Source organism: Lactobacillus sp. YT155 (assembly GCF_030504545.1).
In the GTDB taxonomy this organism is placed as follows: domain Bacteria; phylum Bacillota; class Bacilli; order Lactobacillales; family Lactobacillaceae; genus BQUT01.
In genome coordinates this window covers 118,624-141,852 of sequence record NZ_JAUKWP010000004.1, presented here as the reverse complement: position 1 = coordinate 141,852, position 23,229 = coordinate 118,624, and the positions used below count along the sequence as shown (strand labels likewise).

Sequence of the window (23,229 nt, the reverse complement as noted above, 5' to 3'; positions counted from 1 at the left end):
CGATGTCCAAAATTATTACTGATGAACAAATTCAAGTTAAAGAATTGAAGAATGATTCAAAAAAACGAGTTGGAATTCTTGGTGGTACTTTTAATCCAATCCATATCGCTCATTTAGTGATGGCTCAACAAGTTTTGGATCAATTATCATTAGATGAAATTTGGTTCATGCCGGATAATATTCCACCTCATGTCGACAAAAAAGATGCCATCGCACCCATGCATCGAGTGGAAATGATTCGCTTAGCGATTGAAGATAATCCTAGGTTTCAGCTGGATTTAACGGAGATTAACCGTGGTGGTGTCAGTTATACTTATGAAACGATGAAACTGTTGAAAGAAGCTAATCAAAACACCGATTTTTATTTTATAATTGGTGGTGACATGGTGGAATACCTACCAACTTGGAACAAAATTGACGAATTAGTTAAGCTAGTGGATTTTGTGGGAGTTTGTCGCCCGGGGTATGAAAAAGATACACCTTATCCAGTTATCTGGGTGAACTCACCAGTCATGAATATTAGTTCAACTGACATTCGGAAGCGACTTACTTCAGGACACACTGTGAAGTATTTAGTTCCTGCAGAAGTTGAAGACTATATTAAAAAAGAAGGATTATACACTGATGGACAAGTATGATAGTTTAGCTAGTTATGATCGAGATTTCTTTATTGAGCAACTGCAAAAGAATCTGGATGAGAAGCGTTTCAATCACTGTTTGCGAGTTGAAGCAAAGGCAGTTCAATTGGCAGAGCTATTTGTAGCTGATGTGAGTCGTGCTAGTATTGCCGGATTACTTCATGACTATTGCAAGCAAATGCCAGATGCTAAATTTATTGAAACAATTAAGCAAAAACATCTAAATCCAGAACTTGTCGAATATGGTAACGGAATTTGGCATGGAATTGTCGGTGCCGAAATAATTGCGGATGAATTAAATATTCATGATGAAATAATTTTAAATGCCATTCGTAAACATACAGTCGCTGATCCGTACATGACTGATATTGATAAAATTGTTTTTATTGCTGACTTTATTGAAGATGCTCGTGATTTTCCTGAAGTAGATGAGGCTAGAAAACTAGCGAGAACATCTCTGGATAATGCTATGGCATTTGAAATCAAGCATACTTTAGAATATCTAATTACAAATAAGAAAAAGATCTATCCTAAGATTTTGGACAGTTATAATCAATGGGTAGTGGAGGATAATTAATTGAATTCAAACGAATTAACTGAAATCATCGTCAAAGCAGCCGATGACAAACATGCTAACAATATTAAAGTTCTAGATATTTCAGAACTTTCGATTGTGGCGGATTATTTTGTCATTATGGATGCTTCATCAACTCGTCAAGTTGGTGCGATTGTAGATGAAATTCAAGATAAAATTGAAGAAAATGGTGGTTCCGTTGGACACATCGAAGGTAAAAAAGATTCTAGCTGGATTCTAATGGACGTCAATGACGTAATCGTTCATGTTTTCTTGAACGAAGAACGTGACTTTTATAACTTAGAAAAACTCTGGGCTGATGCCAAAGAAGTTGATACAGCTAAGTGGATTGAAGCCTAATGATTTACGCAAAATTTGCCGAAATATATAATGAGTTGATGGATGATTCTTTGTATGAAAAATGGTCGAACTATGTTCAACAAAGAAGTCAAAAATCGACTTTATTAGAATTAGCCTGTGGCACTGGTGATTTGGCAATTTTATTAAAGAAAGCCGGCTATGAAGTGACGGCCACGGACTTATCAATTGAAATGCTCGAAATTGCCGCTAAAAAAATCGAAGCAAATAATGAGTACTTCGAGTTAGCTCAGTTAAATATGTTAGATTTATCACCAATGGGAACTTTCGATACAATTACTTGTTTCGATGATTCAATCTGTTATTTAAGTGATAAAAAACAGCTTCAATTGGCTTTTAATCAGGCATATGAACATTTAACTGATAATGGGAAATACTTGTTTGATGCTCATTCGTTATATCAGATGGACGAAGTATTTCCTGGTTACATGTATAACTTCAAGAATGAAAATTCTGCATTTATGTGGAGTAGTTATGAAGGTGAAGTTCCACATAGTATTGAACATGATTTAACTTTCTTTGATTGGAATGAAGACAAACAGGCTTATGATGTTAGTGAAGAACTCCATAAAGAAAGAACATATGAATTAGAAGTTTATCTAAAATGCTTAAAAAAAGCTGGGTTTAAGGATGTCAAAGTAACCAGTGATTTTGGTAATGAAGAAGTTAATGAATCAAGTACTCGTTGGTTCTTTGAGTGTAGTAAGTAAAGGATAAAACATGAAAATTTGTGGGATAGTTGCGGAGTTTAATCCATTACATAATGGTCACAAATATTTAATTGATCAGGTTAAAGAGCAATTGCAACCTGATTTTTTGATTGTCGTCATGTCGGGAAACTTTGTTCAACGAGGTGAATTTGCTAGCTTTGATAAGTGGGATCGAACTCAAGTAGCGCTAGAAATGGGCGTTGACTTGATTGTTGAACTACCATTTCAATATGCAGTAGCTTCAGCAGATATTTTTGCTCAAGGGGCAATTGAAATCTTGAATTCATTAGGCTGTACAGATTTAGTATTCGGTACAGAAGATCCAGATTTTGATTATGAACAAGCAGCTAATGAAATTTTGAAACATGAAGCTAGTGGCAATTTTGGTGATTACTCGCAATCTTATGCTAATCAAATTAATGACTTTTACACACAATTGGGAATAAAAGTAACCAACCCTAATCAAATGTTAGGGCTGAATTATGTTTTACAAATTAAAAAACATAACTTTGCGATCACGCCAACTGCTATTAAGCGAGTAGAAGTGGCACATGATGCTAAACAAGTAAGCAATAATTTTGCTAGTGCAAGTCAATTACGAATGAAGCTGGCAAACAATGAGTCGATAGAACAATTTGTACCTGAAATAAGTGGTAATTACATTCAAAGTGATTATTTCAAGTTACTCAAGTATCAAATAACTGCTAGCTCTCTTGAAGAACTAGCAGAGATTTATCAGATGAATGAAGGACTTGAGAATAAAATTAAACAAGAGATTTCGAATACTGATAGTCAAGAAGAATTACTAGAAAAAATTAAATCTAAACGTTATACCTATGCTAGATTGCGAAGATTGTTGTTGTATATCGTTTTGAATGTGAAGAAGTCAGACGTAAGAATTGCTAAGAATTTCATTCATATTCTCGGATTCAATCAACACGGACAGAAATGGTTGAACCAGATTAATCATGATTCACAATTGCCGATTATTACTAAAGTCGGTAAGAATGATGGTTTGAAAAATGGTATTATGGCATTGCAAATAAAAGTTGATGAAATTTATAGCTTATTTTCAAAGACAGATCAAAATTTTAAAAGAAAGCCAGAAATAAAATAAACATGCTTACATGGAAATTAGATGAATTACAAAAATTTAAAAATCGTCCCCTTGAAATCAATGAGACACTTGATTTAAAAGATCAGTTACAAAAAAGAGATGACCGTGTTTTAGATGCAAAACCAACAACGCTAAAAGGTCACTTATTCTTCGATAAGGGTCTTTGGTATACAGATTTTGATATTGAAACAACTATCACGGTTCCTTCAACAAGAAGTCTTGAACCAGTTGATATCAAAATTAAGGAACATGTGACTGAGGCCTATCCAGAAGATCCAACCGCTGAATTAGAAATTGACGATCAAGAAATTATTATGGAGCTTGAAGAAGAAGGTATTAACTTGGAACAAGCTACTGCCGATAATGTTCTACTTTCAATTCCTGAGCGAGTATTAACTGATGAAGAAAAAGAGTCTGACAGTATGCCCGAGGGTCAAGATTGGCAAGTTATTTCTGAAGACGAGTATATTGAAGAAGTAGAAAAACCAAAACCAAATCCTGAATTTGCTAAGTTAAAAGGTTTATTTAAAGAAGACAAAGATTAACAAATAATCGTTGTTTTTGGTATCATTATCATATTGATTAAATGGAGGCGTTATTTAGAATGAACAAACCACAAATTGGTGTAATTGGTATGGCTGTTATGGGTAAAAACCTAGCCTTAAATATTGAAAGTCGCGGCTATACAGTTGCGATATATAACCGTACAGCCTCAAAGACAGAGACTGTTGTTAAAGAACACAGTGAAAAGAAATTAGTTCCTAGTTACAAGATTGAGGATTTTGTTGAATCACTCGAAAAACCTCGTCGTATTATTATGATGGTTCAAGCTGGTAAAGGTACTGATGCTGTTATCAATGAATTATTGCCACTTCTAGACAAGGGTGATGTTTTAATTGATGGTGGAAATACCTTCTTTGAAGACACTATTAGAAGAAATGCTGAATTGGACAAGTCAGGAATTAACTTCATTGGTATGGGAGTTTCTGGTGGTGAATTAGGTGCCTTGCATGGTCCTTCAATGATGCCAGGTGGACAAAAAGAAGCTTACGATTTGGTGGCGCCAATTCTTGAACAGATGTCAGCTAAAGCTGAAGACGGTAAACCATGTGTAACTTATATCGGACCTAATGGTGCTGGTCACTATGTCAAAATGGTTCATAACGGTATTGAATACGGCGATATGCAATTAATTGCCGAAAGTTATTCCTTACTGGCTGAAGTTTTTGATGGTGATTTAGACCAAATCTCAGACATCTTTACTGAATGGAATGATGGCGAACTTTCAAGTTACTTAGTAGAAATTACCGCTGATATTCTTAAACGTCGTGATGATGAAGGTAGCGATGATTATATCGTTAACAAGATTTTGGACAAGGCTGGTAATAAAGGAACTGGTAAATGGAGTTCACAAAGTGCTCTTGAACTAGGAGTTCCACAATCACTAATTACAGAAGCTGTCTACGCTCGTTATATTTCAACTTATAAAGATCAACGTGTGGCAGCAAGTAAGATTTTGCCTAAGCCAGCTGCTCACAGTAATGACTTTGACAAAAATGAATTCGTTGAAAAAATTCGTGAAGCGCTCTACTTCAGTAAAATTATGAGTTATGCTCAAGGATTTGCTCAAATGGATGCGGCTTCGAAGAATTATGATTGGAACCTTGAATTTGGTAAGATTGCTTCAATTTGGCGTGAAGGATGTATAATTCGTGCTCAATTCTTACAAAAGATTACCGATGCATATGACAAGAAACCAGATTTAGATAATCTATTATTAGATAACTACTTCATTGATATTTGTAAGAAATATCAAGATTCAGTTAGGGATGTAATTGCTTATGCTGTTAAAGCTGGTGTGCCTGTTCCTGGATTTATGGCTGCTGTATCATACTACGATTCATATCGTAGTGAAGTTTTACCAGCTAACTTAATCCAAGCACAACGTGATTATTTCGGTGCTCATACCTATGAGAGAACTGATAAAGAAGGAATTTATCACTATACATGGTATGAAGAACAATAATTATTATTAAAGAACGAGTAAAATCGTTCTTTTTTTATGCTATATTTTAAGTACCTTTGGGGAGGAATGAAGATGCACGAAGAAATATATACTTTAAAAAGAGATAATGGTGGGATTAAATGGCTGAATAGTGTAGGGCTAGTGGTAACCTGTGCTGCACTTTTAGGATTTGGATATTATATGACTAGAGGAAATCCAATTCTATCCTATACAGTTGTTGGAATGGCCGGCATGGCGATAATAATTGGTAATATTGCATTATTTACCGGGAACTCTGGTAAAACTGGAAAAACAATTATGAAGCTAAATAGTGCCGAGTTAGAATACTATCCTTTACCGGATGAAAGTGTTGTTTATAAACTAGCACTGAACGAAATTAAAGACATCCATGTATTATGGTGGGGTAATGGAACAAATAAAGTTACGATAAATTTTGCTAAAATACCTGAAAAATCAAATCGTATCGAAGATGGAGTGTCTGTACAACTATCAAAACCAGTAATTGAGTTTGAAAGATTAGATGTCAGTCACAAAGACTTTCACGAGTTCTTTAGTGAAGTAAACAAAGTAACCGATTTTCAAGTGGTAGTTGATAAAAGATAAAATAAAAAAAGCAGGATATTTTCCTGCTTTTTTTTTATGCCCAATCACCATTTCTAAATACTGGTTCGGCTTGACCATCTTTAGTTATTCCGTCAATATTCATTTGGCTAGAACCAATCATGAAATCGACATGAGTTTTACTACGATTCAATCCTGCTTTAGCAAGTTCATCTTCAGACATTTGCGTACCGCCTTCAATTGAAAAGGCATAGGCTGAGCCTAAAGCTAAGTGATTCGAGGCATTTTCGTCAAATAATGTGTTATAAAATACTAAGCCTGATTGTGATATTGGTGAAGGATCAGGGACTAGAGCAACTTCACCTAGACTTTTGGCACCTTCATCAGTTTTTAGAATTGTTTGTAGAACATCATTTCCTTGTGAAGCTGTACCTTCAACAACTTTTCCATCTTTGAAGGTTAATTTGATATCCAAGATAGTAACACCAGCATGACTTAATGGTTTCGTTGAAATCACATAGCCATTAATGTTTGCTGAATTAGCAGCGGTGAAAACTTCTTCAGTTGGCATATTAGGCATGAATGGGCGACCATCTGAACTCATATTGTAACCACCAAGCCAGACATGATTTTCGGGTAAGCCAATTGTTAAATCAGTTCCTGAAGCTGTGTAATGCAATTCTTTGTATTGAGTTTTGTTTAATAGATCAGCTCTTTCTTGAAGATTTTTTGCATGAATTTCCCATGCTTTAATAGGGTCTTCTTGGTCGACACGAGTGGTTTTGAAAATTTCTTCCCAGAGTTTTTGAGTTGCAGTATCTGCATCATCATTTGGAAAGACCAACTTAGCCCAAGCGGGACTAGCTGCAGCAACCACAATCCAACTGTTCTTACTTGCTTGAGTTGCCTGACGAACTGCGTTCATAGCAACGTTGCCAGCTTCTTGATAAGTAGAGATACGTTTGTGATCAATTCCGTTGAGATTATCTGGATCACTGGAGATAACAGAAATCATTTTTGCATTCTTATCAAGCCAATATTGGAATTGAGCTTTTCGATGAGGAGGGAAATCTTTTAGACGATCGAATTCCTCATGTTCTAAGTTCAAACGTGTTACTAGATCATCGTTATAAGCAATATCCACTTCAGCTGCTCCTAAATCGTAACAAGCAGCTACCAGACAACGTGTCAGTTCGACTTGATCAGCTGCTACTCTTAGTGCAACAGTGTCACCGGGTTGAACATTAATACCGACCTTAGCTATTAAAGCGGCATATTTTTCTAGTTGTTTTAGTAATTCCATAAGCAAAACCTCCAAAATAGTTATTCTATTGATAATATCATAAAAAAATAAGGAAGTCGGATTGATTTCTTCTAATATTTATATATTATATCTAATTTAATACATATATTAATGGTATATATTATTAATATAAAAAATTGGAAAATATTAGAAATATCTTTAAAAATTATGTTACTATAAAGATACATAAATAATGTAATTAATTTATATTTACTTATGTGTTAGAGGGAGGAATAAGAATATGAAGTACAAAAAACTAGCTATATTAGCAAGTTCTTTTTTGCTTGCGGGACAATTGGCTATGTCAGTTGCTCCAGTAATTGCACAGTCGGATAATTCAATTACACCTACGGCATTTCCCACAGGAAACTTCCAAGGTGATTTTACAATTGACGCACAAAGTAAAACTGTAAGTGCAGGACAAACTGCCAATTTCAGTTTGTATTTGAAGTCAACAGGTGCCAATACTAAATTGACAAATGTTGATTTGGAAATTCAGTTACCTGACAATCCTTATGTGACCTTGAGTCAAGCTACTAAGGATTTGAAGATTTCAGGTGTTGAACCAAAATATGATGCTACTAAGAAGGTATTAAAATATCACTTCGATGAATTAGTAGCTGGTCAAGTTAACAAGACTGTTCTGAAGTTAACCACAGTTAACGGTGGATTTAATAACGGTTCTGAACTAACGATTAAAGGTAAGTTAACCGCTGATAGTACTAATGGAAAGATTGAAGCGACAACTGGGGACGTAGTCACAGTTAATTCAACTAAGAACCTTTCATTAGTTAACAAAGTAAAATCAATTTACAATAACGATCCAGGTACAGTTGGATATCATACTAATCCAGCTATTGGTGATACAATTCTTTGGAATGCCAGTGTAGGTGCTCCTAAGAAAGTTGAAGGATCAGTTTTCTTAAAACCAGGTTCAGATATTAAAGTAACTTATGTTCTTGATAGTAAGTTAGAGTATATTTCAATGGAAAATGAAACATTACCACAGCCAACACTTTCTAGTGATAAACATACTTTGACATGGACACTAAAAGCACCATCAATTGCCGAACAAATGGCTAATCCATCATTTATGGAACAAAACTTAAGTATGAAGTTATTTGTTACCAATGATAAGACAAATGTTTTCAAAGATGCTATCAATACTCTCAGCATAACTGCTGAGTTTAATGATGGTACAACGATGACTCCAGAGGCACTTGATGGAAAGATTACCATTTCACAATCTAATCCAGATACCTTGCCACCTCTTGTTAGTGGTGGTGGTTATACTTCGCCTCACTATGGACCGATTGATGACAATGGTTCTACCGGTGGAACTTCAGAGTTTCCAGATATTTCGGTAACTGATGAAGCTACTTTAGGCTTTGCGTTCTTGCCTGGATCACTTTGGAATACTAGTGCATGGTTTGATTTCCAAGCCTATACAGTTCACTACAAGATTGATCCAAATTTGAACATTAAGAGTTTTTATACTGGGAAATTTGTTTATCATCCAAGTTCAACTGTTGGTAGTAAAAATACACCGTTGAAGAATCAGCCTCACTATTCATTTAACGTTAGATATGATGAAGATGAAGACGATGCACCTAGTACTTATGTGAGTGGTAAAGGCAACTCAGATCCTGTCACTGGCGAGTCAGTTAGTTATGCTGATGCACATAAAAATAATTGGCATACTTTAATAGCTGATGTTCCGCAAGGGACTTGGCTTTCAGCTAAGGACCTTAATATTCCAGCTGGTAAGCATGTTAAAGAAGTTATGCTTCATTTTCATCCTGCTAAAGGAACTGCCATTAAGGCATATGATGGAACTACACATATTGCTACTGGAGATGAGGGTGGTCTAACCGACTACTACGAATCTGATACAATTGGTGATTTTGGGCAAGGAAAAGAAAGTCAAGGTGACTACGGTTATATCAATAACTGGGCACCTGCTGGAATTTCAGCCAACACTGTTTTGCACTTCAATATGAGCGTTAAGAAAGGCTACATTGGAACTGTTCAAAACAGCATGTACATGAATAATCGTGGGGCTGCCGATGATAATTATATTTATTCGGTTGGTAGTGAATATGATTGGAATAACAGTTACCCAGTATGGGCAGCTAGATCCGGTCCTCAAAAAGCTGAAATTGTAAAACCTAGTGAAGGTACTAACCGAGTTCTGACAACGGGTGTTCAATTTGATAACTTAACTGTTCTACCAGATGGTACTAAGAATCTGATTGAAGGTAAGAACACTGTTACAGCATCAATCACTAATACCGCAACATCTAAACAAAGTGCTCCAAGTCCTCTAGTAAGTTATGTATTACTTCCTAAGGGAGTTGAATACACTGGTAACGTTGCTGGAAGTACTGAAACAGAATTAGTTTCTCAAAACTATAAGTCAACAGGTAGAAGTTTGGTTAAGGTAAGTCATAGATATAACTCTGATTATGGACTTTCACCAAACACTTCTATTTCGACTAAGTTCAATGTAAATGTTACTAAGTCTGCTGTAGCCAGCCCACAAATTAACATTTACAGTTTTGTGAATACTGAAGGATTTGATGTACCTAAGATTGAGGGTAGTCCTGTAATTACCGATACTGTTAAGGAAAAAGACACTGATAACATGAACGGTAAAGGAACTGACAAACCAATGTTCACTTCCGGAAGAGATTATCACTTTGATAAATCAAGTTCGTTAGCTGTCAGCACATCTGTTGATGGCGTGACTAATGGCGGAGCTAAAAAAGCTCCTGGGCAAAAAGCTGCTTATTCAATTTCAATGAAGAACACTTCTGATGAAGATCTTCAGGATTTGATTTTGATGGATACTTTGCCAAATGTTGGTGACTTATCAATCACCACCAATGAAGCACGTGGCTCACAATTCAATATGACTTTGGATGGACCAATCACATTATCAGCAGATTGGAAAGACAAAGTGAATGTTACTTACTCAACCAGCAACAATCCTAAAAAAGCTGGTATCTTAGACAAGAATACAGTCTATCCATCATCTGCTCAAAAATTAGCTGATGCACCAGGTGCTGAAGATGCAACTTGGGTAGATGCTAAAGATGTGAAAGATTGGTCAACAATTAAGTCATTCAAGATTGAATTGAAAGATAACAGTACTTGGGTAAGTGGTTCGAAGATGAAGATTGACTTTAAACTAAAAGTTCCTGCAAAAATTGAAACGGCTGAAAAGAAACAAGCTCAAGCTGCTTCAACTGATCCAGCCAAACCAATACCTGCTGCTGAAAGTAGTACTGCTGGGTTAGTGGCAAGTAACTCATTTGCAATTGCTGCAAACTCTTCACAAGTTATTGAACCATATAAACAAACTGTTACCACAAAAGATCCAACGGCACCAGCTGACCCAGAACCAATTAAACCAACTGCTCCAAAAGAAAAAGTTGAAACTAAGACAGTTAAGAAATCATTGCCAAGAACTGGCGAAGATATTCGAAATGCAACAATTCTAACTGTTGTAGGTTTGATTATTCTAGCTGCAATCATCTACTTTGTAGTTAAGAATAGAAAAAACAAAAAGAACTAGTTTAAAAAGCCTTCTGTGAGAAGGCTTTTTTTATATGCCCATAAGTAACACTTGCACGAATAATTGACAGGCTATATAATGTGAATTGTTAATTATATTATGTAGTTAATAAATAAGGGGTCCAGGGAAAAATATAAGTTCGTATAGTGTTAAAAGGGGAAATAATATGAAAATAAAGAAGTTTGTTTATGCTGGCGGCGTGGTATTGCTGTTGGGGCAAGCGCTTATTCAAGCGGCACCAATATCTGCTATTGCCAATCATGATGCAATTGTGACAGATTTCCCAACAGGAAATTTCCAGGGAGATTTTTCAATTGATGCACAAAATACTTCGGTTAGTGCTGGTCAAACAGCTAATTTCAATATTTATTTGAAAGCTACCGGAGCTAATACAAGACTAAGTAATGTAGATTTAAAAGTTCAATTACCAAAACAAGAGTACGTTTCATTTAATCAATCATTAGATGCATTGAAAATAAATGAAGTTGCACCAAAATATGACTCAGACAAAGGTCTTTTAACTTGGCATTTCGATAAGTTAGAAGCAGGTCAAGTTAATAAGGCAGTTCTCCGTCTTACAACGGTTAACGGTGGTTTTGCTGAAGAGACTCCAATTAAAATATCTGGTGAAATGACCGCAGATAGTACTAAAGGACCTGTTGATGTAAAAACTGACGGAAGTACTGTAATTAAAGGATCAAAGAGTCTTTCAACCGTTAATAGATTCAAATCAATTTATGATAACGATGAAGGATCAGATACTTATCATAATAACCCTGCAATTGACGACAACATTCTTTGGAATGTGACAGTTGGTGCTCCTAAAAAAGTTGATGGTTCAATTTTCTTGAAGCCAGGATCAAAGATCAAGGTTACTTATAAAATTGATCCAATGTTAGAGTATGTCGACATGGCAAATTCTGATGCTCCTAAACCAACAGTTGATGGAAATACTTTGACTTGGGAACTAACTGCTCCTTCAATTCCAGAACAAATTACTAATGAAGGAAGTTTCTTCACTAGTGACTTAAGTATGAAAATCCATGTAAAAAATGATGTTGCTAGTGTCTTCAAGACAGCAACTAATACATTGTCTGTCGAAGCAACATTTAATGATGGGCAAACATTTGCTCCAGATCCAATCGATGGGAAAATAACAATTTCTCAATCAGATCCTAGTTCATTACCACCCGATGTAAATGGTGGTGGATTCACTGGACCACATTATGGACCAATAGACGGTAACGGAAATGCTCTTCTTAAATCAGGAGAATTTCCTGATATATCTGTTGATGATGAAGCTACCTTAGGATTTGCATTCTTACCAACTTCACTTTGGGCCAACAGTCCATCCACAGATTTTATGGCTTATAGTATTCATTACAAAATTGACCCTAATTTGAATATTAAAAAATTCTTCACTGGTGATTTTGCATATTTTCCAAATCCTAGTGTGGGAAGCAAAAATACTCCATTGAAAAATGCAGTTCACTACTCAATTAGTGTTCGTTACGATGAAGATGCTGATGATACACCAGTTACATATTCTAATGAAAAAGCATCTCCTATCAATCCAAATACTGGAGAAACTGTTCCTTATAAAGAAGCCCATAAGAATAATTGGCATTTATTAATTGCTGATGCGCCTAAAGCTACTTGGTTAACAGCAGATCAATTAGGAATTCCGGCCGGCAAACATGTAAAAGAAGTATTGCTTCATTTCCATTATGCTAAAGGAACTGTTCTAAAAGATTTATGGGATAAAGATAAAACACATACTGTTTCTGGAGACGAAAATGGTGTGGGCGACTTTTATGAAAACAATGTCGATGGTGATGTTGGTCAAGGTCGTGTTGACAATCCTGATGGCGCATATCAAGATAATCAAGTTCCGGCTGGTATATTTGCTAGTCAAGTATTGCAATTTAATATGACACCTAAAAAAGGATATGTTGGTCACGTTGAAAACAGCATGTACTATACTTTCCGAGGAGTTAATATTGATAAAGAATCCAATGAATATGTAGCTTGGAATGGTAGTGAATATGATTGGCATAATGTTGGAAATGGAAAAACGTTCTCTCCAAAATCAGGTCCTCAAGGTGCTGAAATTATCAAACCTGTTGAAGGTGTTGATCGTCGTCTAAAAACTGGTGTTCAATTTGATCAACTAGCTACTTTGCCTGATGGCTCAAAGACCTTGACCGAAGGTCCTAACACAGTAACTGCAGCTATTCAAAATACTAAAGAATCAAAAAATGATGTTACTGGTCCACTAGTTAGTTATGTCTTGCTTCCAAAAGGTGTTACATTTACAGGTAATATTGACGGATACAAGATTGCTGAGGAAGTAACTGATAATTATAAAGGTACTGGTCAAACATTAGTTAAGATTACTTATTCAGATGAGTACTTGACTGTTGACCAAACTTCAAATGCAACTTTCAATGTCAATGTATCAGCTAAGACATCTAGTGATCCAGAAATCATGGTTTATAGTTTTGTACCAACTGATAAATATAAAGTTCCTGATATTCAAGGAACACCAACTATCACTGATACTCAAAAAGATGTTGATAAAGATAACATCAACGGTGGTGGAACAGATAAACCAATGTTCTACTCTGGTCGTGATTATCACTTTGACAAATCTAGTGTCTTATCTGTAACTAATACTATTGATGGTAAGAATAAAATTGTTGAAAAATCAGCTGGTAGTGTTGCTAAATACGAATTGCTATTGAAGAATACTTCTGAAGATGCCTTGAATAACATGGTATTGATGGACACTCTTCCTAACGTAAATGACTTAGCAATTACTACTAACGAAAACCGTGATTCACAATTTAATATGACTTTGACAGGTCCAATCAGTCTATCTAAGAGTTGGAATGACAAAGTTAACGTCTTGTATTCAACAAGTAATAATCCTAAAAAAGCTGGCATTTTGGACAAAGATACAGTTTATCCATCATCAGCTCAAAAATTAGCTGACGCACCTGGTGCTGAAGATGCTAAATGGATGAGTGCTAGTGAAGTTAAAGACTGGTCATCAATCAAGTCATTCAAACTTGAGTTAAAAGCTGGTCAAACTTGGGTAAGTGGGGCTGATATGAAGATTGGTTTTAACATGAAAGTTCCTGAAACTGCTAAGACAGGAACACTTGCTCATAATTCATTTGCTTTTGCTGCAAATGATTCACAAGTAATCGAACCATATAAACAAACTGTTAAAGTTGTTGATAAAAATACGCCAACTGATCCTGGTACTCCAAATAAACCAGGAACTGGTGATTCATCAAATAATTCATCAAGCAAGTCAACAACTACAAAATCCAATTCGAAGAAGTCACTTCCAAGAACTGGTGAAAACATTAGAAATGCAAGCATCTTAACAATAGTAGGATTAATTCTTTTAGGATTGATTGGTTACTTTGTTGTTAAGGCAAGAAGAAATAAAAAAGAAGACTAGGTAAGAAAAGCTTTCATAATTTGAAAGCTTTTTTTGCGCCCAAAATAGTATTACGAGTGGACAGTCTACTGAGTTATTAATAATGCGTGAATGTGGAGGAAAGTTATGAATAAGATTAAAACGCTTTTTGCCATCCTGATTATTACTTTAAGCACTTTTTTACAATCAGGTATTGCAATTGCTAATGCTAATACCAAAGCAGAAGAGATTTTAAGTAGTAAACCTGTTCTTGGTAATAGTGACACTGTTGATGTGAAACCTGGGGACACTAAAGCAGTGTTTGAGAACTTAACCATTAAACCTAATGTTTCCATTTCTGAAGGTGTATATTCAATTATTGATTTACCAAAAGCTTACTATGATAAACCAACTGCTAATGATTTAACTACTGATGCCCAAGTCGCTAAATCAGAAATTGGCGAAACAGATACTACATATCAAATTAAATATTGGTATCAAGGATTGAAGTCAGGAACTGAGTTAAGTATTCCTTTCAAGGTTCATGTTCGAAAAGATGTCAAACCGCAAACAATTCTTAAATCCATTATCGACAAAACTTACGATAAAGATGGAACAATCTTGAGTAATGGTGGTAGTTTGGACTTACGATATAAACCAATTATGCCAACACCATCTATCCAAGATTTCGAGGAAGATATCTCCAAAGATGATGTTGACAGTGACAAGAAATTAAACAAAGACTACACAATTAAGAATGCTTGGTATGGTTCTCCAGATGGCCGTAAAAGCTTTGTATGGTTTGGTTTTTCAACATCTAGTAATTGGAAAACTATTATCGATGTTAGAGATTATGAAGTGAAGATAAAATTGGAAGCTGGTTTCAAGTTTGATGAATCAGCTAATGATGGTTCATGGACTTTTGATGATGCAACTCATACAGCTACATATTTGAACAAACCAGATGCTAACGGAGTTCATAGTTTTGAATCAATGAATATCCCATTGATTGCTGAAAAAGGTGTAACTACTGATGTTAAGCATGCAATTGACATTTCTTACAATCCAGTTGGTCAACCAGATGAGGTCTTTGATTCTGGTTCGGGAAGTATTTTATTACACCCAGACGAACAATTAATCCATGGATTAGGGAAGAACTTCTTCACTGTTAAAGCTGAACGTGACAATAGATATTGGACCGATAATTGGTTTTTGCCAGCAACTAAGATTAGACTTTTAGATAAAATTTACCCGGCTAATCCCGACGGTCAAGAAATTGATCCCATTAAAGTAATTAAAACCAAAGTAACTTCAATTGTTGATGAGCCACAACCTGATGTAGAGGCTTCAGCTGATTATGAAGGAACAACAAATAATGACGAAATGTTAAAAGGTTATGGACAAGTCTATGACCGAATTGCCTTCATCAATGATGAGATCTCAAGGAATGCATATCAACAAATGATTGTCGATATGGGGTTAAATGAAAATACTTTCACTGTCACTTATGAAGACGATACAACCGAAGTTAAACAAAACGTAGATTTAAGATACAACGTTACTTTCAACAAGGATTTAAAAGGTGTCAAAAAAATTGAGCTAAAATTTACTAATCCTGCTGTATTTAATTCCGATGATAAAAGTGCCTTCTTTTATCTTCAAATAACTGGTGATTCAACCAATAATAGTGTTAGTATCACAGACAAAATGCGTAATGAACAAATTCAACCTGAGGAATTGATAGATTATTATTTTAGAAACAAAGCTACAATTTCTTATGATGATGGTGACCCAGATCGAATGACTTATGAAGAAACACCAGGAGTTAACCTTTATAAGGTTCTTCCTCATATTACGGCTAAGAATCTAACTTATAGCGAAGGACAATTATTATCTGGTGGAACTATCAATGCCACCACGAATTTCGATGTGTACAATGCGCAAATGTTGAAAGATCCTAACTTGAAGAATGCTAAAGTGGCTTTCTTGTTCAACCCAGGAGTTAAACTAGATGATTCAAAAATGGATCAAGTTAAGAACCTTAAGAATTTACAAGTAATTAACAATTATAAGAACTCTGGAAAAACTGCGATTATTGGTGATATTACTAATGATCAAATTTCATCATCTAAGAAAAATGCCAAACCAGTTGACCAAGATGATGGGAATTTCTTAACCACAACATTAAGCTATACCATTCCTATTACTGCTACCAAGGCGTTGGACCGTGGCAAGGTTAATGGCGAAGCATTCTTAATCTTAGATAATGACAAATCGACTTATGACTATACTCAAGTTGATCAACAAGGATATAAAGTGCCAAATAAAAAAACTGCCACCAATTATGGTTTGTATGATGACACCGATTATGTAGATGGGTATGTTCATACAGCCGGAACTTTTGACTATGAACCAGCTGCTCGTTTGACAGTTATTAAGATGGTTTCAAAAGAAAACGAAGACAATTGGGTAGAAGACACTGGTAAAGTTGCCAGTGCACCTGGTGAAGCCTATAAGTACAAATTAAAGATTGCTAACTACAGTCTTCACAGTGACTTTAATCAACTAGATTCTGTTGATGTTTTACCAACTAAAGATGATCATATGATTACTGAGGATAAAGAGCGTGGCTCACAATTTCCTATGCAATTATCTGGACCAGTAACTGATATTCCAGATAATGTAAAAGTATATTATTCTACTGATACCCCTAAAGATAGTATTGATTCTGATTTAGATTCCAACTGGGTCGATGCTAGTCAAGTTAGTGATTGGTCAAAAGTGACGATGATTCGCATTAAAGGTGACGACTCATTTGTTTTACAACAAGGTAAGAGCATTACCATGACTGCACATGCTGTGACACCAGAAGGTGTTGATTACAGTAAAGATATGATTTCTGGAAACACTTTTGCTGCCAAGGCAACTGATGAGAACGGAAGTATTCAAGCTCCTGTTGAATCAGATACCGCACTTATTGGAACAACAGGAGAAGATCCAGTAATTCCCGATAAACAAGGAAGTATCAAAGTTATTAAACAAGATGAACTAGATTCATCTAAACTGCTAGCAAATGCAGAATTCAAGTTAACTAGTGCCGATAATAAGGAATACACCGGAACTACTGATAGTAACGGAGAAATTAATTTTAGTAATTTACCAGTTGGCGAATATAAGTTAGTTGAAACTAAAGCGCCAACAGGATACAAGTTAGATACTGCTGAATACACCGTTACCGTAGAGGATGGTCAAACCACAACTCAAATTGTGAAAGACCAACAAGAAGTTACGCAAGAATTTGGTGGTTTAGAAATTAAAAAGGTTGATGATACTAATGCAACCATGTTCTTACCAGATGCAGGCTTCAAATTAACTTCAGCCGATAATCAAGAATATACCGGTGTCACTGATGCAACAGGAACTTTGAAATTTGATAGTTTACCAGTCGGTGAATATACACTTGAAGAAATTAGCGCTCCTGCTGGATATGAACTTAATTCTGAAAAATATACGATTACTGTTTCTAAAGACACGGTAACCACTCAAACTGTCACTGACAAAAAAGTTGTTGTACCGGAACAAAAAGGAACTTTCAAAATTGAAAAAGTTGATGCTGATAATCATAGTTTGAAATTAGCCGATGCCGAATTTACTTTGAAAGATCAAGATGGAAAAACTGTTCAATCAGATAAAACCGATAGTAATGGTCAACTGCTCTTTGAAAATGTTGATTTTGGAACTTATCAACTAGTAGAAACTAAAGCGCCAACTGGTTATGAGATAGCTAAAGAGCAAACAATTACGATTAGTAGCGATGACGAAAGTCCTAAACTAATTACGGTTGAAGACCATAAAAAAGACATTCCTGAACAAACTGGTAGTGTCAAAATTATTAAAGTTGATAGTCAAACACATCAAAAATTAGCCAATGCAGAATTTGAATTGACTGACGTGAACGGCAAGACCTATCAACTAATAACAACTAATAATGGTGAAGTGATAGCTAATAATTTGCCAGTTGGAGAGGTTACTATTAAAGAAACCAAAGCACCAACAGGTTACAAAATTAATACTCAAACATACAAAACAAGTGTGACTGCTAATAAGACGAGTGAAATCACTGTTCAAGATTTAAAAGATGAAAACAATAGTGGCAATAATGGTAATGAAGGAAATAATAATTCTAATTCTAACCATGATAAAGGACAGAGCACTGTGCCCGGTGGTGTAACTAAAAAAGCTACTAAACATAAACATCTTCCTCAAACAGGTGAAAATCTTATTGAAGAAATACTTGTAAGTATGCTAGGTTTGATGACTATTACCACTGCATTTTACTTTTCATTCTATAAAAGAATTAGTAAAGATATCTGATTATTAAAAAGCTTTCAATTTTGAAAGCTTTTTTTAATGGAATAGGACAATTGCACTATCGTGTGATAAAATAATTTTTGAGATACAAACCTTGAAGTATCAGTCTTATAGATTCAAAATAAATTATTCGTTAATGAGGAAATCCGTATGGCAAAAATTTTAATAATTGAAGACGAAAAAAATATGGCTCGTTTCGTGGAATTGGAGTTACAACATGAGAACTATGAGACTCATGTTGAATTCGATGGACGTGCTGGGCTCAATGCCGCTCTTGATGGTGATTACGATGCCATCTTATTAGACTTGATGTTACCAGAACTAAACGGAATCGAAGTATGCCGTCGTGTTCGCCAAGAAAAAGACACGCCAATTATCATGATGACTGCCCGTGATTCAATTATTGATCGAGTATCAGGACTAGATCATGGGGCTGATGACTATATAGTGAAGCCATTTGCGATTGAAGAACTATTAGCAAGATTACGTGCATTATTAAGACGAATTGACTTAGATGACGAAAAGAAACTTAATTCGGATCAAATCCTTACTTACAAAGATTTAGAAATTGAAAAAGATACTCGAACTGTAAGACGTGGTGGTGAAATTATTGAATTAACTAAGCGTGAGTTTGAGTTATTGAAGACTTTGATGGAAAATCAGGGAACTGTCTTGAATCGTCAAACATTACTTGATGATGTTTGGGGTGAAGAAGGTAATGAAGAGACTAATGTAATCGACGTTTATATCAAATATGTTAGAAACAAAATTGATAAGCCCGGTGAAATTAGCTACATTCAAACAGTTCGCGGAAGTGGATACGTGATGAAATAATGGATGAGAAGGAAACAAAAAAAAGACCGCGAATTTCTTTAAGATTTAAGTGGACTTTTTTTATTACAATCGTAGTTTTTTTTATGTATGTTATTTTTGCCGTGACTAATTTTTACTTTGTCAGTCATACGATGATGAAGAATGAACAGGTGACGGTAAAAAATGCTGTCGATGCTACGATAAGTCGGTTTGAAGAATATAATCAACCTCTGAATAAAGAAACCGTCAAAAACCGTATCCTAGTAGATACTAAGAATAGCTATAAAGATACCTTGGTGGATCAACTCAAGAGAAATGACCTACAAATTGTCATTGCTGACGTTAATAATAAGCAGCTTTATGAAACTAAGAATTACAATATCCCCATTGAAAAAACTTCCGAGCTAACTATTAAAGAACAGCATAAAAATAATCGGTTGAAAGGCCTAGTTGGTACTGCACCAATTAAGTCAAAACAAACAGGCAAAATTATTGGATATGTGTCAATTTATAACAACATCCATATCTATCATGAAACAATTAATAGTCTGTTGAGTAAGTTATTACCAAATGCGTTCTTTGTGTTAGTAGCAAGTATTTTTGCGGGATATGTTCTAGTTGGTCTTGTGCTTAGAAGAATTAGAATGATTTCAAAAACTATTAAGTCAATTAATGAGTCGCCAGAATCAGAAGTTCGTATTCCAAAGCAAAAACAAAATGACGAACTAAGTGATGTTGCCGAGCAATTCAACTCAATGCTTGATCGTTTACAACAATATACCAATCAACAAAAAGAATTTGTTCAAGATGTGTCACATGAGTTGAGGACACCAGTTGCTGTGCTAGAAGGGCATTTACAACTCTTGAATCGCTGGGGTAAAGATGATCCAGAAGTGCTAGAGGAGTCCTTACAATCTTCCTTACAAGAAGTCAGTCGAATGAAGCATATGATTCAAGAAATGCTAGATTTAACTAGACTTGAACAAGATGAGAATAAATATGCAGACGAAGTTACAGATGCTAAACCAATCATCTTACAAATATATAATGATTTTAAAACTCTTCATCCTGACTTCAAAATAACTCTGGATTATGATGTTCGTGAAGATGCGCAGGTAAAGATTTATCGCAGTCATCTAGAACAAATAATTATTATCTTGATGGATAATGCTACCAAGTATTCTGATGATAAAAAAGAAATCTATATGTCAGTTTCTCGAAGTGAAAATTATCTTGAAATTGCCGTTCAAGACTTCGGAGTGGGAATTTCGACTGAGAACCAAGAAAAGATTTTCAATCGGTTCTATCGTGCTGATAAGGACCGTTCACGAGCAAGTGGAGGTACTGGATTGGGATTGCCAATTGCTAAACAACTGGTTAAGAACTACAAAGGCTTTATGTACGTTGAAAGTATTGTCGGTTCTGGCTCAGTCTTTAAAATTGAATTACCAATCGTAACAAAAAAAGATTAGTCAATTGACTAATCTTTTTTATTTTGTTGAACATTTCTATTTTTATTACGAGCATGTTGACTAGCTTTTGATCCGCCAGTTGTCTTAACCGCACCATCAGCAGTTGTTGTAGTGGTAGTACGTGAACCACTAATAATTGCATTGATAGATTCTTCGGTAACAACTTCTTTAACCGGATTCTCGGCCAAGTTTTTATCAATTGTTTTTCTAACTTTTGGTGTAACAATGTAGTTAACAATTAGTTGTTGAATCAAAATGATGATACCACCAACCAAGAAATATAATCCCAAGGCTGCTGATGAAACCATCGAAATGAAGAAGGTGATTACCGGGTTCATAAACAACATTGTTTGCTGTTGTTTTCTTTGTTCAACAGGAATCATTTGAGCAGCCAAGTAACTTTGAGCAACATAGAACAAAGTAGCTATGATAGCAATTATAATACTTGATTTACCTAATGGAATGCTGAAGAAAGTAGCACTACCGATTTCTTGTGAATATTGTACTGCTTGGTAAATTCCCATCATAAATGGCATCTGGATAAGTAATGGTAAACAACCAATTCCACCGACTAGACTCATGTTATTTTCTTTGTAAACTTGCATCATTAATTGACTAATTTGTTGCTTAACAGCTGGGTCAGTCACTTCATTTTGCTTGTCTTGGATTAGCTTAAGTTGAGGCTGAATAGCTTTCATTTTCTCTTGTTGAGTTGTTGCTTTGTATGATTGATTCAAACTCAAAGGTAACAAAATCAAACGTACAACAAAAGAAATAATAATAATTCCCAACGCGAAACCATTGTTTCCACCGATAGTTTGAGCCGTCCATTCAATTAATCGTTGAATAGGGCGACCAATATATTGGAAAACAAATGCATATGGGCCACCGGAAGGTGGTTTTATTACACCATTCGAATTTGCACCGGTTTGTGCACAAGCAGATACTGCCACGGCAACCAGTAATAACATGGCAATTAATGCCAAAATTCTTTTATAATTTTTCTTATTCAAAACGTTTTTTCCTCTCAATGCATAAATAAAACATTAACAAGGAATAATATACGTTAAACTGGCGGTCACTTCAACCAATCACCGAAAAATTAGTGAAGTTTTTTAATTCTTCATTTTCAGTAATTTCTAAATGTTTAACCTTAGCGAAGGCAGAAGGACCTTGTTTGATTTTTTTGATGAACTCATCAATAACATCATCAGGACCTTGGGCTTCGATTGAAACAGTTCCATCGATATTATTTTTTACTGTACCGACGACATCCATATCATCAGCAACCATTTTGGTTGAGAAACGAAATCCCACACCTTGAACTAATCCGGAAGCAATTAAAGAAACGTTTTTAGTCATATATTTAACCTCCCAAGTGTTGTATGCTGTTTGTATAAATTTAAAATAAGATATTGAGGCCTAAGATGCAACAAATAACGTCCAAGAAAAACGATATTATAAAAGAAACAAAAAAGTTACAAACTAAGAAATATCGAAAAAAGAATCAAGAATACTTAATTGAAGGACTTCACTTGATTGATGAAGCATTGAAATATAACGTTGAAATCGTCAATGTTTTCGCTACCGATAAGTATCGTGATCATCGAATTGTAAAGAAATATTTTGACCAGACTTATGAAATAACTGAAGAAATTGCCGAAGAAATTTCTGACACGAAAACTCCTCAAGGAATTTTTGCCATTGCGAAAATTGATGAGTCTAATTCAGAAATTGACTTTAAAGGACGTTGGTTGTTATTAGATAATGTTCAAGACCCAGGAAATGTCGGCACAATTATTAGAACTGCTGATGCAGCAGGGTTTAGTGGTATTTTAATTGGTGACAATACGGCTGATATCTATCAAGGGAAAGTTCAGCGTTCTATGCAAGGGAGTCAGTTTCATATCAAAATTCAAACAGGGGATAGTCACTACCTAATAGAAGAATTCTTAGACCATTCAGTTCCAGTTTGGGCGAGTGAAGTGAATAAGAGTGCGAAACCAATTACTGATTTAACATCTCCAGAAGATGTCCTAATTATCATGGGTAATGAAGCTAATGGATTAAATAAAGAAATCTTAAACTTAGCAACTGAACAAGTGTACATCCCGATATTAGGGCAAGCAGAGTCATTAAATGTAGCAATTGCAGCTGCAGTTTTGATGTATCAAGTAACTTTGAATTCATAATTATTGCAAATCGAAATAAACCTGTTAGAATTCAAGAGAAGTCGTCTTTATAATGAGGAAGCTATTA

17 protein-coding genes are annotated in these 23,229 nt (G+C 35.2%); 14 read left to right on the top strand and 3 right to left on the bottom strand.

Going from position 1 to position 23,229, the window contains the following annotated elements; translation table 11 throughout:
- Positions 1-2 precede the first annotated feature (2 nt).
- From Q2T76_RS05950 to Q2T76_RS05915, 8 genes are all read left to right on the top strand, one after another.
- Positions 3-638: a nicotinate-nucleotide adenylyltransferase gene (locus Q2T76_RS05950; protein WP_302084616.1), complete on the top strand. Its 636-nt coding sequence runs from the start codon at positions 3-5 to the stop codon at positions 636-638.
- On the top strand, positions 625-1,215 hold the full coding sequence (yqeK, locus tag Q2T76_RS05945) for a bis(5'-nucleosyl)-tetraphosphatase (symmetrical) YqeK (protein ID WP_302084615.1): 591 nt from the start codon (positions 625-627) through the stop codon (positions 1,213-1,215). The genes Q2T76_RS05950 and yqeK overlap by 14 nt, the downstream gene beginning before the upstream one ends.
- Positions 1,216-1,572 carry a ribosome silencing factor gene (gene rsfS, locus Q2T76_RS05940; protein WP_302084614.1) on the top strand — a complete coding sequence of 119 codons (357 nt, stop codon included), beginning with the start codon at positions 1,216-1,218 and terminating at the stop codon, positions 1,570-1,572. It abuts the gene before it with no gap.
- A complete protein-coding gene (locus tag Q2T76_RS05935; protein WP_302084613.1) occupies positions 1,572-2,300 on the top strand; it encodes a class I SAM-dependent methyltransferase in 729 nt (242 codons plus the stop codon). Before rsfS ends, Q2T76_RS05935 begins: the two co-directional genes overlap by 1 nt.
- A gap of 10 nt (positions 2,301-2,310) precedes the next feature.
- Positions 2,311-3,417 carry a nucleotidyltransferase gene (locus Q2T76_RS05930; RefSeq protein ID WP_302084612.1) on the top strand — a complete coding sequence of 369 codons (1,107 nt, stop codon included), beginning with the start codon at positions 2,311-2,313 and terminating at the stop codon, positions 3,415-3,417.
- 2 nt (positions 3,418-3,419) lie between these two features.
- A complete protein-coding gene (locus tag Q2T76_RS05925) occupies positions 3,420-3,962 on the top strand; it encodes a DUF177 domain-containing protein (RefSeq protein ID WP_302084611.1) in 543 nt (180 codons plus the stop codon).
- 59 nt (positions 3,963-4,021) lie between these two features.
- The gene (gene gndA / locus Q2T76_RS05920; protein WP_302084610.1) at positions 4,022-5,443 is read left to right on the top strand and encodes an NADP-dependent phosphogluconate dehydrogenase; all 1,422 of its coding nucleotides are present in this window, start codon (positions 4,022-4,024) and stop codon (positions 5,441-5,443) included.
- Positions 5,444-5,515: 72 nt separating this feature from the next.
- Entirely contained in the window at positions 5,516-6,046 is a 531-nt protein-coding gene (locus Q2T76_RS05915; protein WP_302084609.1) for a hypothetical protein, read from the top strand.
- 34 nt (positions 6,047-6,080) lie between these two features.
- Here the strand turns inward: Q2T76_RS05915 and Q2T76_RS05910 are convergent, their stop codons facing one another.
- Positions 6,081-7,307: an aminopeptidase gene (locus Q2T76_RS05910; RefSeq protein ID WP_302084608.1), complete on the bottom strand. Its 1,227-nt coding sequence runs from the start codon at positions 7,305-7,307 to the stop codon at positions 6,081-6,083.
- 241 nt (positions 7,308-7,548) lie between these two features.
- Between Q2T76_RS05910 and Q2T76_RS05905 the strand changes: the two genes are divergently transcribed.
- The 5 genes from Q2T76_RS05905 (at position 7,549) to Q2T76_RS05885 (ending at position 20,970) form a co-directional block, all read left to right on the top strand.
- On the top strand, positions 7,549-10,884 hold the full coding sequence (locus Q2T76_RS05905; protein WP_302084607.1) for an LPXTG cell wall anchor domain-containing protein: 3,336 nt from the start codon (positions 7,549-7,551) through the stop codon (positions 10,882-10,884).
- Between the two features lie 166 nt (positions 10,885-11,050).
- A complete protein-coding gene (locus tag Q2T76_RS05900; protein ID WP_302084606.1) occupies positions 11,051-14,356 on the top strand; it encodes an LPXTG cell wall anchor domain-containing protein in 3,306 nt (1,101 codons plus the stop codon).
- Positions 14,357-14,461: 105 nt separating this feature from the next.
- Positions 14,462-18,688, top strand: coding sequence for a SpaA isopeptide-forming pilin-related protein (locus Q2T76_RS05895; RefSeq protein WP_302084605.1), 4,227 nt, complete (start codon positions 14,462-14,464; stop codon positions 18,686-18,688).
- Positions 18,689-18,835: 147 nt separating this feature from the next.
- Complete coding sequence (locus Q2T76_RS05890) at positions 18,836-19,519, top strand: response regulator transcription factor (RefSeq protein ID WP_302084604.1); 684 nt, start codon at positions 18,836-18,838, stop codon at positions 19,517-19,519.
- Positions 19,520-19,602: 83 nt separating this feature from the next.
- Complete coding sequence (locus Q2T76_RS05885) at positions 19,603-20,970, top strand: HAMP domain-containing histidine kinase (RefSeq protein WP_302084603.1); 1,368 nt, start codon at positions 19,603-19,605, stop codon at positions 20,968-20,970.
- 8 nt (positions 20,971-20,978) lie between these two features.
- Here the strand turns inward: Q2T76_RS05885 and yidC are convergent, their stop codons facing one another.
- Positions 20,979-21,983 carry a membrane protein insertase YidC gene (gene yidC, locus Q2T76_RS05880; protein WP_302084602.1) on the bottom strand — a complete coding sequence of 335 codons (1,005 nt, stop codon included), beginning with the start codon at positions 21,981-21,983 and terminating at the stop codon, positions 20,979-20,981.
- A 70-nt stretch (positions 21,984-22,053) separates the two neighbouring features.
- The gene (locus Q2T76_RS05875; protein WP_302084601.1) at positions 22,054-22,332 is read right to left on the bottom strand and encodes an acylphosphatase; all 279 of its coding nucleotides are present in this window, start codon (positions 22,330-22,332) and stop codon (positions 22,054-22,056) included.
- 65 nt (positions 22,333-22,397) lie between these two features.
- Between Q2T76_RS05875 and Q2T76_RS05870 the strand changes: the two genes are divergently transcribed.
- Complete coding sequence (locus Q2T76_RS05870; RefSeq protein WP_302084600.1) at positions 22,398-23,162, top strand: RNA methyltransferase; 765 nt, start codon at positions 22,398-22,400, stop codon at positions 23,160-23,162.
- The last annotated feature ends 67 nt before the right edge of the window (positions 23,163-23,229 follow it).

Coding starts and splice junctions, on each gene's coding strand:
- Q2T76_RS05950 (WP_302084616.1), top strand. CDS start 3: ATGTCCAAAATTATTACTGATGAACAAATTCAAGTTAAAGAATTGAAG.
- yqeK (WP_302084615.1), top strand. CDS start 625: ATGGACAAGTATGATAGTTTAGCTAGTTATGATCGAGATTTCTTTATT.
- Q2T76_RS05935 (WP_302084613.1), top strand. CDS start 1,572: ATGATTTACGCAAAATTTGCCGAAATATATAATGAGTTGATGGATGAT.
- Q2T76_RS05930 (WP_302084612.1), top strand. CDS start 2,311: ATGAAAATTTGTGGGATAGTTGCGGAGTTTAATCCATTACATAATGGT.
- Q2T76_RS05925 (WP_302084611.1), top strand. CDS start 3,420: ATGCTTACATGGAAATTAGATGAATTACAAAAATTTAAAAATCGTCCC.
- gndA (WP_302084610.1), top strand. CDS start 4,022: ATGAACAAACCACAAATTGGTGTAATTGGTATGGCTGTTATGGGTAAA.
- Q2T76_RS05915 (WP_302084609.1), top strand. CDS start 5,516: ATGCACGAAGAAATATATACTTTAAAAAGAGATAATGGTGGGATTAAA.
- Q2T76_RS05910 (WP_302084608.1), bottom strand. CDS start 7,307: ATGGAATTACTAAAACAACTAGAAAAATATGCCGCTTTAATAGCTAAG.
- Q2T76_RS05905 (WP_302084607.1), top strand. CDS start 7,549: ATGAAGTACAAAAAACTAGCTATATTAGCAAGTTCTTTTTTGCTTGCG.
- Q2T76_RS05900 (WP_302084606.1), top strand. CDS start 11,051: ATGAAAATAAAGAAGTTTGTTTATGCTGGCGGCGTGGTATTGCTGTTG.
- Q2T76_RS05895 (WP_302084605.1), top strand. CDS start 14,462: ATGAATAAGATTAAAACGCTTTTTGCCATCCTGATTATTACTTTAAGC.
- Q2T76_RS05890 (WP_302084604.1), top strand. CDS start 18,836: ATGGCAAAAATTTTAATAATTGAAGACGAAAAAAATATGGCTCGTTTC.
- Q2T76_RS05885 (WP_302084603.1), top strand. CDS start 19,603: ATGTATGTTATTTTTGCCGTGACTAATTTTTACTTTGTCAGTCATACG.
- Q2T76_RS05875 (WP_302084601.1), bottom strand. CDS start 22,332: ATGACTAAAAACGTTTCTTTAATTGCTTCCGGATTAGTTCAAGGTGTG.
- Q2T76_RS05870 (WP_302084600.1), top strand. CDS start 22,398: ATGCAACAAATAACGTCCAAGAAAAACGATATTATAAAAGAAACAAAA.